Source organism: Mucilaginibacter sp. SMC90 (genome assembly GCF_022811725.1).
Taxonomy (GTDB): Bacteria; Bacteroidota; Bacteroidia; order Sphingobacteriales; family Sphingobacteriaceae; genus Mucilaginibacter.
In genome coordinates this window covers 380,185-392,587 of record NZ_CP094527.1, presented here as the reverse complement: position 1 = coordinate 392,587, position 12,403 = coordinate 380,185, and the positions used below count along the sequence as shown (strand labels likewise).

Annotated in this window: 14 protein-coding genes; 4 read left to right on the top strand and 10 right to left on the bottom strand. The window is 51.4% G+C overall.

All coding sequences use genetic code 11. From position 1 onward, the window contains the following. The first annotated feature begins 85 nt into the window (after positions 1-85). Complete coding sequence (locus MTO98_RS01750; protein WP_305852739.1) at positions 86-970, top strand: helix-turn-helix transcriptional regulator; 885 nt, start codon at positions 86-88, stop codon at positions 968-970. Between the two features lie 110 nt (positions 971-1,080). Further along, positions 1,081-1,464, top strand: a complete 384-nt coding sequence (locus tag MTO98_RS01745) for a response regulator (RefSeq protein WP_243484971.1) — start codon at positions 1,081-1,083, stop codon at positions 1,462-1,464. Here MTO98_RS01745 and MTO98_RS01740 read toward each other — a convergent pair. Beyond that, complete coding sequence (locus tag MTO98_RS01740; protein ID WP_243484970.1) at positions 1,439-2,539, bottom strand: PAS domain-containing sensor histidine kinase; 1,101 nt, start codon at positions 2,537-2,539, stop codon at positions 1,439-1,441. The genes MTO98_RS01745 and MTO98_RS01740 overlap by 26 nt on opposite strands. Continuing rightward, positions 2,536-3,087, bottom strand: a complete 552-nt coding sequence (locus tag MTO98_RS01735; protein WP_243484969.1) for a plastocyanin/azurin family copper-binding protein — start codon at positions 3,085-3,087, stop codon at positions 2,536-2,538. The genes MTO98_RS01740 and MTO98_RS01735 overlap by 4 nt, the downstream gene beginning before the upstream one ends. A 123-nt stretch (positions 3,088-3,210) precedes the next feature. Here MTO98_RS01735 and MTO98_RS01730 point away from each other — a divergent pair, with 123 nt between their 5' ends. Together MTO98_RS01730 and MTO98_RS01725 are read left to right on the top strand one after the other, a co-directional pair. After that, the gene (locus tag MTO98_RS01730) at positions 3,211-4,236 is read left to right on the top strand and encodes a COX15/CtaA family protein (RefSeq protein ID WP_243487971.1); all 1,026 of its coding nucleotides are present in this window, start codon (positions 3,211-3,213) and stop codon (positions 4,234-4,236) included. A 105-nt stretch (positions 4,237-4,341) separates the two neighbouring features. Continuing rightward, positions 4,342-6,591, top strand: coding sequence for a copper-translocating P-type ATPase (locus tag MTO98_RS01725; protein ID WP_243484968.1), 2,250 nt, complete (start codon positions 4,342-4,344; stop codon positions 6,589-6,591). Positions 6,592-6,622: 31 nt separating this feature from the next. On the opposite strand, the gene MTO98_RS01720 is transcribed toward MTO98_RS01725, so the two are convergent. The 8 genes from MTO98_RS01720 to MTO98_RS01690 form a co-directional block, all read right to left on the bottom strand. Beyond that, positions 6,623-7,543, bottom strand: a complete 921-nt coding sequence (locus MTO98_RS01720) for a bestrophin family protein (protein ID WP_243484967.1) — start codon at positions 7,541-7,543, stop codon at positions 6,623-6,625. 10 nt (positions 7,544-7,553) lie between these two features. Further along, the gene (locus MTO98_RS34225) at positions 7,554-7,688 is read right to left on the bottom strand and encodes a hypothetical protein (RefSeq protein ID WP_256464353.1); all 135 of its coding nucleotides are present in this window, start codon (positions 7,686-7,688) and stop codon (positions 7,554-7,556) included. Between the two features lie 72 nt (positions 7,689-7,760). Further along, positions 7,761-8,159 (bottom strand): DUF983 domain-containing protein, encoded by a 399-nt coding sequence (locus MTO98_RS01715; RefSeq protein ID WP_243484966.1) that lies wholly within the window; start codon positions 8,157-8,159, stop codon positions 7,761-7,763. Positions 8,160-8,252: 93 nt separating this feature from the next. Then, a complete protein-coding gene (gene adhP, locus MTO98_RS01710) occupies positions 8,253-9,290 on the bottom strand; it encodes an alcohol dehydrogenase AdhP (protein ID WP_243484965.1) in 1,038 nt (345 codons plus the stop codon). Positions 9,291-9,312: 22 nt separating this feature from the next. Further along, on the bottom strand, positions 9,313-9,924 hold the full coding sequence (locus MTO98_RS01705) for a YceI family protein (protein ID WP_243484964.1): 612 nt from the start codon (positions 9,922-9,924) through the stop codon (positions 9,313-9,315). 13 nt (positions 9,925-9,937) lie between these two features. Beyond that, positions 9,938-10,345, bottom strand: a complete 408-nt coding sequence (locus MTO98_RS01700; RefSeq protein WP_243484963.1) for a hypothetical protein — start codon at positions 10,343-10,345, stop codon at positions 9,938-9,940. A gap of 11 nt (positions 10,346-10,356) precedes the next feature. Then, the gene (locus tag MTO98_RS01695) at positions 10,357-11,703 is read right to left on the bottom strand and encodes a hypothetical protein (protein WP_243484962.1); all 1,347 of its coding nucleotides are present in this window, start codon (positions 11,701-11,703) and stop codon (positions 10,357-10,359) included. Between the two features lie 2 nt (positions 11,704-11,705). Next, positions 11,706-12,293 carry a YceI family protein gene (locus tag MTO98_RS01690; protein WP_243484961.1) on the bottom strand — a complete coding sequence of 196 codons (588 nt, stop codon included), beginning with the start codon at positions 12,291-12,293 and terminating at the stop codon, positions 11,706-11,708. Positions 12,294-12,403 lie beyond the last annotated feature (110 nt).

Below are 12,403 nucleotides of genomic sequence, written 5' to 3'. Positions count from 1 at the left end.
AATAACGTTTTCCATATCATCCCGTTGCACCGAAAGTGGCCACGCGAGCTTTAATTTGTATCTTGCTAAATAGTGCCGATCACGAATGAATGATAAAAAATCAATACCATTAAGCTCTATACAGCAAACATTGGCCGGAAAGGGCGAACATTGGTATGCCGCCGACTACTATATCGCCCGGGACGAAACGCTTACCGGCGGAATGACCCCGTTCCGGCCGGATTACTATTCTTTATTCATTTGCATAGCGGGTTGGCTAAAAGGTAAGGTCAACTATAATACCATAGAACTGGTTCCTTACTGCCTGACAGCAGCTTCCCCGGGCACGCAGGTCGAGCTGACGGAGGTAAGTCCAAATTGCAAAGGCCGGTACCTGTTTTTTACCCGGGATTTTCTACTGGCGAATCATATCAGCCCGTCCTTATTGGGCGCATTTCACTATTTGAGTGAACAGGTCGGATTCTCCATCCGGTTAACTGAAAAAGAAGCGGCGATCTTGCTGCAGCTCTATGAGATCCTCCTGGAAAAGCGAACGGAAGATAATTCCGTTTACCATGCAGAGATCGTCCGGACACTTTTTTTTACTTTTCTTTATGAAGCGGCAGCTCTTTACAAAAAAAATGCCGGTGATATTCCCCATAGTATCAGCCGGTACAAGGACCTGCATCATCAATTCAGTGAATTGCTGGTGAAGCATGACAAACAGGAACACCACCTGAAATTCTATGCGGATGCCCTTTTCATCACCCCGAAATACCTGATCCATGCGATCAGGAACGCTTGCGGCAAAACACCAGGCACGCTGATCGATGAGGCGATCGTTGCCGAGGCAAAGCTGCTTTTGCGTGACGGCAATCTGCTTATCGCGGATATCGCGGCAGCATTGCGATTTAGTGATCAGGCTGCTTTCAGCAAATTCTTTAAAAAGCACACCGGGGAATCACCATCCACCTTCAGAAATCAGCTGTAATTTTAAGCGGCGGTCTGTCTTCAGAACAAATTTTGCTGAATTATGGACAAACGAACTGTCGGGCAATTTTTGTTTTTTTGGCTATTCATACCTTATAGCCGGCCCACGATATGCAAAAAACGATCCTGCTGATTGAAGACAACGAAGACATCCGGGAAAATACCGCGGAACTCCTGGATCTGGAAGGATACCATGTGATCACCGCCGATAATGGCCTGGAAGGTATCCGGCAGGCGCAAGCGAACCTGCCTGACCTGATCATCTGCGATGTGCTCATGCGCGAAGCCGATGGCTATACGGTCTTCCGTACGCTGCTGGAAGACAGCAGCACCCGGGATATTCCCTTCATTTTTGTTACCGCCAAATCAGAAACAGCTGACCGTGCGATCGCCAGGGCTATCGGCACCTGTGAGTACCTGATCAAGCCCTTCGACGAAAAGGAGCTGTTTGACTGTATCCGCGGGCTGCTTAGCGGACCGGAAAGCTTAAGGTGAATAGGGTACCCCGGTGCTCTTCACTTTGAAAACGGATACTACCGTTCATCAGCTCGGTATAGCGCCGGACGATATTCAGGCCAAGGCCGGTCCCCTGGATATCCATAACATTGTGCGCCCGGAAAAACGGTTCGAACAGGCCTGCCTGGTCCGCTAAAGGGATACCCAGGCCCTGATCAGCGATATCGATCTCGCAATGGGGGCCGGAAAAACGGGTGGTCAGCCTGACCGGCAAATTTTCAGGCGAATATTTGATCGCATTACTTAGTAAATTTAACAGGCAATGCCGCAGTAGTTTTTTATCCGTCACCAGGCAGGTCTGTTCTCCTTCATGATCATACACCATCTCTTGCCCCGGTTTGGCCTGGAGCTTCATTTCACTCACCAGCCCGCGGCAAAATAAGGGCAGGTCGACCTGCTCGTATACAGGCGCTATGCTGCCGCTGTTCATCTTTTCCAGGCAAAGGAAATCTTCAAGGATCTCTGTCAATGCGCCCACTGCCAGCCGGATCTTATGCAGGTGCCGGAATACCTGATCGCGGTCGAGCCGGTCGTAATAACGCTCAACGAGCGCTGCGGACAACTGGATACTGCTTAACGGGGTCCGGAACTCATGGGAAGCCAATGATACAAAGCGCGTTTTTAACTGATTGACCTCTTTTTCCTTGTCTAGGGAAAGCTGCATCTCCGCTTTGGCCCGCTGCAGGGCATCTACGGCACTTGCCAAAAAGCCGACCCGGTCCTCAGCTTGCTCCTCCTGCAGCCGGATCGTGCAGACAAATAGCTCCTGCTGCGCCAGCGACAGGGTACTCAGTGTCACCACGAAAGCAGGCAGGCCCGGCCTTGGCAAGACTACTGCCTGAGATCGGTGTTTCAGCGTCTCATCGCAGGGAGGCCCGGGATGATAGCCGATCAATGCCCATAGCGACTGACCATACAGGTCATCAGCGCGGTAATGCAATAACCCGCAGACCGTCTCATCGGCAGACAGGATATGCCCATCCTTCCCGGCGATCAAAATGCCTTGCTGAACCGGCCGCGCGGACCTGCTGCTCCCGCTTTGATCCATCATCATTCCGCTACAATCTTGCCCCGCATACTTCCGTAATGACCCGGGAAGGTACAGATGAAATCATAATAACCTTTGTGCTTAATGACGAAGCTGATCCGGGCACTTTCTCCCGGGCCGACCAGCGGGGTATGCGCGATCACGGAATCTTTCATCGCAGCGGGGACATAATCCTGGTCGCGGTATTTCAGCCCTTCGCTGGCAAATTTGGTTATATCCGTCCCGGTCTTCAGCAGCGTAAAATTGTGGCCCATGGAGTTCTTCGGCATTTTACCGATGTTGGTCAGTTTAAGGCTTACCTGCTGACCGGCTTTTACCTTGAATAAGGTATCGCTGTACTGCATCCGGTCACTGGCCGTGAGTTCGATCTGGTTATTCACGGGTGTCGATTCAATTGCGGGATTGTTCTGTGTCGCTATCGCGGTCGGTTTATCCGTTGCCTTGGCTAAACGGCCGGTGTCAGCTGTTGAGCCCCGGGTGCTTTTGTCGCCGTTCCCGGTACAGGATGCCAATAGGGCAGCAGCGGCTATGAATAAGATGCTTAAATGTCTCATATTGTTTTTAACAAAAGTGGACGATTGTTCATCAGGAAAAAATGATGAAAGTCAGTCCATGACATGATGCAATGACGCTTTTTGATCCCATGATCCCGCGATCTTTGCATTTTATTGACATCTATGGGCAACCCGGTTAACAAATGGCTGACCCGCTGGCTGGCAGCGGGAGTTCTGTTAGTATTGGTCCAGATCATCCTGGGCGGCATTACCCGGCTGACCGGGTCCGGACTGTCCATCACCGAATGGCAGCCGTTGCTGGGTGCCCTGCCGCCAATGAACGAGCGCTCATGGCGCCTCAGTTTTGAACAGTATCAGCAGATCGCTCAGTTCAAAAAGCTCAATACCGGCTTTACACTGGCTGATTACCAGCATATCTTTTTCTGGGAATGGCTGCACCGCGAATGGGCCAGGCTTATAGCCATTGTTTTTGTTGTGCCCTTTGCCATTTTTCTGTTTAAGCGCCTGATTCCGAAGTCAATGGTCTGGCCGCTGATCATACTTTTCGCTTTGGGCGGCCTGCAGGGAGCCATAGGTTGGATCATGGTTCAAAGCGGGCTCAACGATACGAATGTCCGCGTCGATCATATCAGGCTGGCCATCCATTTCTCCTGTGCTTTACTGCTTTTATGCTACTTATTCTGGCTGTTCATGAAAACAACCGTTCATGGCAAGTTATACCGCAGCAGAACGAACCGGCTGTTATCATTCATTCTGATCTTATTAGGTTTACAGCTGATCTATGGCGCGTTCATGGCGGGGACCCATGCTGCTTTAAGTGCGCCTACCTGGCCCGACATGAACGGTGCCTTGATCCCGCCAAACCCGTTTCGGGGCGGGCAGGTAATCTACCGGCTGACACATGACCTCATTGTTATCCAGGTGGTCCATCGCAGCCTTGCCTACCTCATCACTGTACTGATCCTGTTGCGGAGCTTTTTCGTTAAAGGATCCGCCTTGCGCTGGACGCCGCTGGTACTGGTCAGTGTTCAGGTTTGCCTGGGTGTTTTGTCCCTGACCCATAGCATGTTCCGTTCAGTTTTATATTTTGCCGTAGTTCACCAGTTAACGGGGATCCTGTTGCTGCTATCGCTGGTTGCCGCGCTTTATTTGCAAAAGATCAAGCCGGGCCGGCCTCCAGTGGTATGAGCTTGTGGAAAAGACGTAAGTCAATGAGAAACCAGGGTACATTTGGGAGCAGGCAGATGTCTGGAGAGCATATATTTTTTAAATTATTAATTAGATTTATCAGCTATGGAAAAGCACCAGTCAACAAACCAACACCACGGCACCTATGTATGCCCGATGCATTGCCAGGCCGGAAAAACTTATGAGCGTTCCGGCAATTGTCCGGTGTGCGGGATGCCATTGGTCAAACAGCCGGAGCTGCAGCAATTGGCGAAGTATACGTGCCCAATGCACCCGGAAATTATTCTTGGCCTGCCTGGTGCATGCCCGATCTGCGGGATGGATCTGGTGCTATTGCAGCCGACCGGCACCGAAGAGGAGGAACAAAACTACCGCTTGCTGGTCAGGAAATTGAAGATCGCGACCTCGTTTACACTGCCGATCTTTTTGATCGCGATGTCCGATATGATCCCCGGCAACCCGCTGCATCACCTGCTGACGAAAAAAGGCTGGGACGGTGTGCAATTCTTACTGTCGTTTCCGGTCATTTTCTACGCCGCCCGGATGTTCTTCGAGCGGGCCTGGCGATCGCTGCTATCCGGGAAATATAATATGTTCACCCTGATCGGCATCGGCGCCGGTGCGGCCTGGGTATTCAGCGTGATCGCTTTACTTTTCCCGGGGATCTTCCCGGAGCGTTTTAAAATGCATGGGGCGGTCTATGTGTATTTTGAGGCCGCCACCGTGATCCTAACGCTCGTCCTGCTTGGACAGATGCTGGAAGCCCGGGCGCATGCGCGCACCAATACGGCCATCAAAGAACTTTTAAAACTGTCGCCTGACCAGGCCATCCGAATAATTGGCGGGCAGGAAGAGACGATCAGCATTGACCAGGTTCTGCCTGGAGACCTGCTGCGCGTCAAACCGGGCGAGAAGATCCCGGTGGATGGTCTGCTTAAGGAAGGTGGATCTTTGGTTGATGAAGCCATGATCACGGGAGAGCCGCTGCCAGTGGTCAAGCGGCCCGGGGATCACGTGGTAGCCGGTACCATTAACGGTAACCAAACCTTTATTATGCAGGCGGAAAAAGTGGGTGCGGATACACTGCTGTCTCAGATCGTGGCCATGGTCGCCAGCGCCAGCCGATCCAAAGCGCCGATTCAAAAGCTGGCTGACCGGATATCCGGCTATTTTGTGCCGGTGGTCATCGGGATTGCCTTGATCACGGCCCTCAGTTGGAGCGTTTGGGGGCCGGAGCCGCGCTATATTTATGCCTTCGTGAATGCATTGTCGGTATTGATTATTGCCTGCCCCTGTGCTTTGGGCCTGGCTACGCCGATGTCCATTATGGTCGGTATCGGCAAGGGCGCCCAGCAGGGGATCCTGATCAAAGACGCGGAATCACTGGAAAAGATGAACCGGATAGCCGTGCTGATCGTTGATAAGACCGGAACCCTGACCGAGGGAAAGCCTTCAGTGGAAAAAATTGTGGCTATGGAAGGAGCAAAAGCAACGGCAGTGTTGCAGTATATCGCTTCACTGAACAGCGCCAGTGAACATCCGCTGGCACAGGCTACCGTCAATTATGGTAAAGAAAAAGCGGTTGAATTCCTGCCTGTCGAAGCTTTCGAGGCGATCACTGGCAAAGGCGTCACCGGCAAGATAAACGGGCAAACCGCAGCTCTGGGTAATGTTAAATTATTAGCGCAGCTTAAGATCAGCCTGCCGGAAACGCTAGGGGAACAAGCGGCCCGGGAGCAGCGGTCGGGTAAGACGGTGTCCTTCCTGGCTTATGACGGAAAAACCATTGGTTTTGTGGTGATCAGCGACAAGATCAAACCGACCAGTAAGGTAGCGATCAAGGCTTTACAGCAGGAAGGCCTTCAGGTCGTCATGCTGACGGGCGATAATGAACACACGGCTGGCGCTGTTGCCAAAGAACTTGGACTGGACGGATTTAAAGGGCAAATGCTCCCCGAGGATAAGCTGAACGAAGTAAAACGCTTACAAGACCAGGGCCGTAAAGTAGCCATGGCCGGTGACGGCATCAACGATGCTCCGGCGTTGTCCCAGGCCGATATCGGGATCGCCATGGGAACAGGCACCGATGTAGCGATCGAAAGCGCATCGATAACCCTGGTCAAGGGTGACCTCCAGGGCATTGTAAAAGCCCGGCGGCTAAGCTACCAGGTCATGCGCAACATCAAAGAGAACCTTTTGTTCGCCCTGGGATATAATGCGCTGGGCATTCCCGTCGCTGCGGGGATACTCTATCCCTTCACAGGCCTGTTGCTATCGCCCATGATCGCTGCCTTAGCCATGAGCCTGAGCTCTGTTTCGGTGATCGCTAACGCCTTAAGATTAAAGAAGCAGTAGCGGCTAAGCAGGAACAGCCGTATAGCAAGGATCAGGTGATATAAAAAGAATCGGCGGGTTTGGTTTGATCGATATGCATATCCTCGATCTCTGAAATACTGCGTTCGATATTGGCAGACAGGGCATCCAAAGCCAGGTCGTTGGGCATATTGCCGAAAGGATCTTCCAGTTCATCTGCGATGGCTTCCAGGGCCGTAAAGGTATACGCCACAAAAGTAAGGATAAATGGGGCATACCAGCCCAGGCTATCGGCAAAGCCCAAGGGCAACAAAAAGCAATAGATATAAATAGTGCGGTGCAACAGCACATCATAAGAAAAAGGGATCGGCGTATTGGCTATCCGTTCGCAGCCGCCGATCACATCCGAGAAATTGGCCAGGTTCCTGTCCATCGCTGCCTGCAGGATCGTATCTATCGTTCCCCGCCTGCGCCACTGATTGATCTGTGCGCCCAGTTCTCGCATGATGATGACCGGTTTGTATTCTGCGTCTTTCAGCTTGTCCGTCAACTCCGACGAGAGCATTTTACTTAGCTCGGGCATGGCGTCAGTATACCGCAGCTGGTGATTGAGCGCATACACCATCGCCGCCATCTGCTTCATGAAAATGATTTTTTCAGCGGTATGCTTTTCATCATTGGGGATAAAATTGTGCACCTGCCGCGCAAGGGAGCGCGTATCGTTGAGCAATGCGCCCCATAACTTCCGGCCTTCCCAGAAACGGTCATAGCTCACGGTATTACGAAAGCCCAGGAAGATGGCCAGCGCGATACCGAAAAGCGTATAAATGTTGGTCGACAAGTCGCCATGATATCTGTCGAGGTAAGGCCTGGAGTAAACCACGAGGGACGTAAATAAAAAAAGCACCGACAAGCGGGGCAGCAGCTTCGGCAATACCGAGCCTCGCCATACAAAAAGCATCCTGAACCAGTTGGGTTTTTTCCTGATGATCATTTTGGTTTCCTTATTTTTTAAAAATACTGATGACCACAATCCCAGCGATGATGCCGATCACCATGACCACATACAGCAAGATCTCATTTCCGGCGAACTTTTTATATTTTGTCCAGAATGAATAATCATTTTTTTCTTTTTTCATTAGCGCAAATTTAAGCTAATATCCGTTGAGTCCCGGTTTGATCCGGGTAATTTCTCCGGTCTACGGGTACGCTTATTTAATTTCAGCTACGTCCAGTTCGGGGTGATAATGAACTTTTGGTGACAGCCAGTAAAGGAGGGCGACACGGGAATACCGGAAATTCAGCGGTGACAAAAGGACCAATCCGCCCAGGATCGTGGCGAGATATAGCCACGGCGAGTCGTTGTTCCCGGTGATCAGGTAGGTCGATACCCATATCAGGCCGCCTTCAGCGACATTCATGGCATAGCTGACATACATAGCTGCATAAAAATAGCCCGGCTCTATTTCAAAGATCATCCTGCAATGGGGGCAGTTCAGGTTGATGCCATTGGAGCCGAGATGGTATAAGCCGCCTTCGAACATGTTCCCCCTGCGGCAGCGCGGGCATTTAGCATGGCGCATAGCCCATGATCTTGCTGTTTTTGACATTGCGGTTATTGTTACAATCCCTATAGCAGGCAGGAAATCGCCGGCACTATGCTTTGCTCACCTCCCAGGAACCTGCTATAGGGATCACTATCACTACTGCGGCTTCGCGATCTCCAGCACCATGCGGCCACTGATATCGCCTTTTTTCATATCGTCGAAAACCGTATTGATATATTCCAGCTTAGCCGGTTTGACCGTGGCTTTTACTTTGCCTTCCACAGCAAAGGATATGGCTTCATCCATGTCCTTGCGGGTGCCCACGATCGAACCCCGGATCGTTGTCCCATTGATCACGGTGTCAAAAATGGACAGATCGAAAGTTCCAGCGGGCAAGCCGTTCAGCGACAGCACCCCTTTTCGGCGGAGCGTGCTCAAGCCCTGGTTAAAGGCGATCCTGGACGGAGCGGTTACCAAAGTGCCATGCATGCCGCCGGTTTGCTTTTTCAGGAAGGCGCCCGGATCATTTTCTTTGGCATTCACGGTAAGATCGGCACCCAGGCTTTTAGCCAGCGCCAGTTTATCATCAGCAATGTCAATCGCCGCCACGTGCAAACCCATCGCCTTGGCATACTGCACGGCCAGGTGGCCTAAACCGCCGATGCCGGAAATGGCCACCCATTCTCCGGGTTTGGCGTCCGTTTGCTTTAAGCCTTTATACACCGTCACGCCGGCGCAAATGATCGGCGCCATCTCCGTAAAATTGATATTTCCGGGAAAATGCGCCACATACCTGGCGTCTGCCACCACGTATTCGGCGAAGCCGCCATCTACGCTGTAACCACCGTTCTGCTGCTGTTCGCAAAGCGTTTCCCAGCCGGTATAACAGTAATCACAACAACCGCAGGCGCTGTACAGCCAGGGCACGCCCACCACGTCGCCCTCTTTGAGATGCTGAACGCCGGGTCCGATGGCGGCCACGTAGCCGATGGCTTCATGACCCGGCACCAGTGGCATCTTGGGTTTAGCCGGCCAGTCGCCCTGGCAGGCATGCAGGTCCGTATGGCATACGCCGCAGGCGATGACCTTGACCAGGATCTCATTCTCGCGCGGTGCTCTGACCGCCAGTTCTTCGATCTGCAGCGGCTGGCCGAATCCATGGATCACGGCTGCTTTCATTGTTTTAGGTATCATCTATTTTTTGCTTAAGGTTTTACTATAATTCTTTCATATTCAATTGAAAATCTACGCTCAGCGCATCTCTTGTTTTGATCATGCCCCCCAGCTTAGTCGGTGGTATGAGGTTAAAGTCCGAAAAATTAACCACCCTTGTTCCGCGGAGATGGACGATCTGCTGCGCGTCCTGGCTCAGCTGGTAAGCCACCTCGAAACGTTTGCTGATGCCGGCAATTTCAATATCGACCAGGCCGGTGATTTCAGCGGGTGCCGCGGTCATCACCGGCAGCTGGCTTAAGGATAAAAACCGGATATAAAGCACCGGAAATTGTTTTTCCTTCAATGTTTCCCGGAGCTGACGGGTCATCGGGGAAATATGGCAATCAAAACTGCTGACCGGTAACTTGATCCGCCCGGATAAGACGACCGCTTGTTCAGCACTTCCGGTAACGGTCAGGGTATCCTGCAAGGGACAAGCAGGTATCACGCAGGTGAATTTGTTCACATTGGTGCTGCCGTTCACGCTGAGATTACTGGTCTGGCTCACTACCCATCTTTTTATTACCGCATTCATCCCCTCATTTGTTTTTAGGGTAAAGCCGCTGATGGTCAGCAGCAGTAAAATCCCGGACAGGCTATTTTTAAACTGCATGGCGTTTAATCGATCAAGGGTTAACTTTAGCAAAGACCAGCCCCGCAATGATCGCCTGCGCCAGCCCGTAGAAAAACCAGCTGCCCACCATCACCAGGGTAATATCCAGCGAGCTGAAAGAGATCCACATCACGGGCAAGAGTGCGGTCAGGGAATAAACCAGCCCGAACTCCAGCCCTCTCAATACCACCGGTCCTTTGAATAAAGTTTTAAACCGATCCCAAAACCAGGATAAGGCAAAGCTGATGATGAACGCGTGCAGGTAAAATAAGACATCCCTGCTGCCATCGGAATTAAACAAGGGGTTATTATAAGTGACGAACAGCCCCGGGAAAAACTTTACCCCCAGGTAAAGTCCTCCATAGCTGATCACGAACAGGATGCAGCCGGCCATCAGCGCAGTCGTAATGATCTTCTTCATGCAACAGCTTGTTAAAAACCGATGGAGGCTTCCAGCATCACGCCGTTGAACTTGCCGCCGTTCAGGATATTGTTTGCCGGGTAATCCAGGTATTTCTGGTTCATATACTCTGCCTTCATCATGACGTTTTTGGTCAGGAACCAGCCGAAAGAACCGGCCTCGCGGTTAGCCTTCACATCGCCGGTGCCGGCCAGCGCCATGCTGACGGTATTGTAACGGAAGCCGACCCAAAAATTTTCCTTATCTGCAGGGAAACGGTAAACCAGGTCACCGGCATACTGGGTAGCCCAGCGGTTGCCGGTTTCGGCTGCAGTACGGCCGGTCACATTTTCTGCCGTTCCAAAAAATTCCAGTCCCTGATATTTCAGGAACAGGTTACCCATAAAAGCATGGATCTCGTTACTGAAGCCGGGGCTCAGCCTGCCGGAGGTAAAATTATAATCGATCGCGTCATCCAGCGTGGTCGCTGCTGCAACAGCCGCGTTTTCCATCACGTTGTAATAATGGGATCCGGTACGGTCGCCGCTCATCAGCGTATTGCTGTAACAGCTGCTGACGGTATAGGCGGAACCTGAGATCCTGAACCGAAGATCTTTATTGATCTGCTTGTCAAAGCCCAGCTTACCTACGAACGCCGGTTCATATCGAAGTGGCTGACCCGTTTTTACGTCTATTTTGGTGGATTTGACCACGGTCTCGTTCAGCAGGCCGTCGGTGATACCGCCCATCGCAAACAATCCCGATTTGTGGAAGTAATAGAACTGGGCACCGAGTTCGGTCGAGAACTCATCCATAATGTAATTCTCGATGAAGGGGTTATAGATCGTGTTACCGCCATCGGTTCGCCTGAAATGCTGATCGCCATAATCCACATCGTTCTGGCCGATCCGGATGGTCAGGCTTTTCATGATGTTGTCGATGAGGTCACTGTGTAAAAAACTTAGTTTATCGAACTGGATATAACCGCCCTTTACCCAGGTGTTCTCATGGTGACGGGATGCTAAATACTGTGTCAGGTTCATGCGCACACCATCGGCCAGCTGGATATCCAGGTTCAGGTTGGCCATGGGTAAAGTAAAGCCGTGTGTCAGCGGCTGCAGACTGGTCACGCTGCTGGTATAGCCGGTAGGTATATAGGGTGCCGCCGTATTGCTTTGCTTCAGCGCCTGGAAGGTCAGCTCAAAATTGCCGCCCACCTTGACTTTCAGGCCGGTAAATTTAACCGTATCCTGTTTGCTGGTCTCGAACTGGTTAATTCCCCGCTGGTCGTTAGGGCGGTAATACTGGATCGTTTCCTGCGCTTTAACGCCGAAAGAGAAAAGCGTAATTGCACATAATGTTACGTATAGTTTTTTCATGATTACTTTTTATAAATAAGGTTAAACTGAATAGTGAGGTCATTATACACTTTCATGGCGCCCAGCATAAAAGTTGGGGGTTTAATGCCATAGTCGGTTAATTGAATTTTTTTGGATCCGCTGCAGGTGATGGCATTGTCCGCATTGACTGCCGTTACCTCTACCGTGATGGGCTTGGTCACGCCGGCAATGGTCAGGTCGCCATTCGCTTTGATCTGATAGGTATTGCCATCGCCTGCAAGTACGGTAGCGGAGGTCAGCTTAAAACTGATGTCCGGGTATTTTTTGGCATTGATCGCCGTGTAAGTGCGGTCGTCCATCGAACTGTGCTCACTCTTGAGGCTGGTAGCCGGTACGCGGAGCGTTAAAGCCGGCAGGCTATGGTTCGCCAGATCAAATTGTGCCTGGCTTTCTGCCGCGCCGGAGGTCATGGTCCAGTCATGGACATTAGAGGAACCCAGTACTTTAAGGGTGCTGCCAGGAGCCAGCTTATAGTTCGCCTGAGCCTTTACAAGCCTTGGAACGGCTAAAAAAATAGTTAGCGCGATCATCAGGGGGATAATAGAAATTCGCTTGTTTGTCTTTTTCATATCTGTTGATTTGTTGCTCAAAGGTAGGGCTGATAGATGGTCCGGCTAATGATAGGCATTGGATCAAAATGTGATCTGTATCATGGCTAAACCTTGAAAAAAGGCAAAAA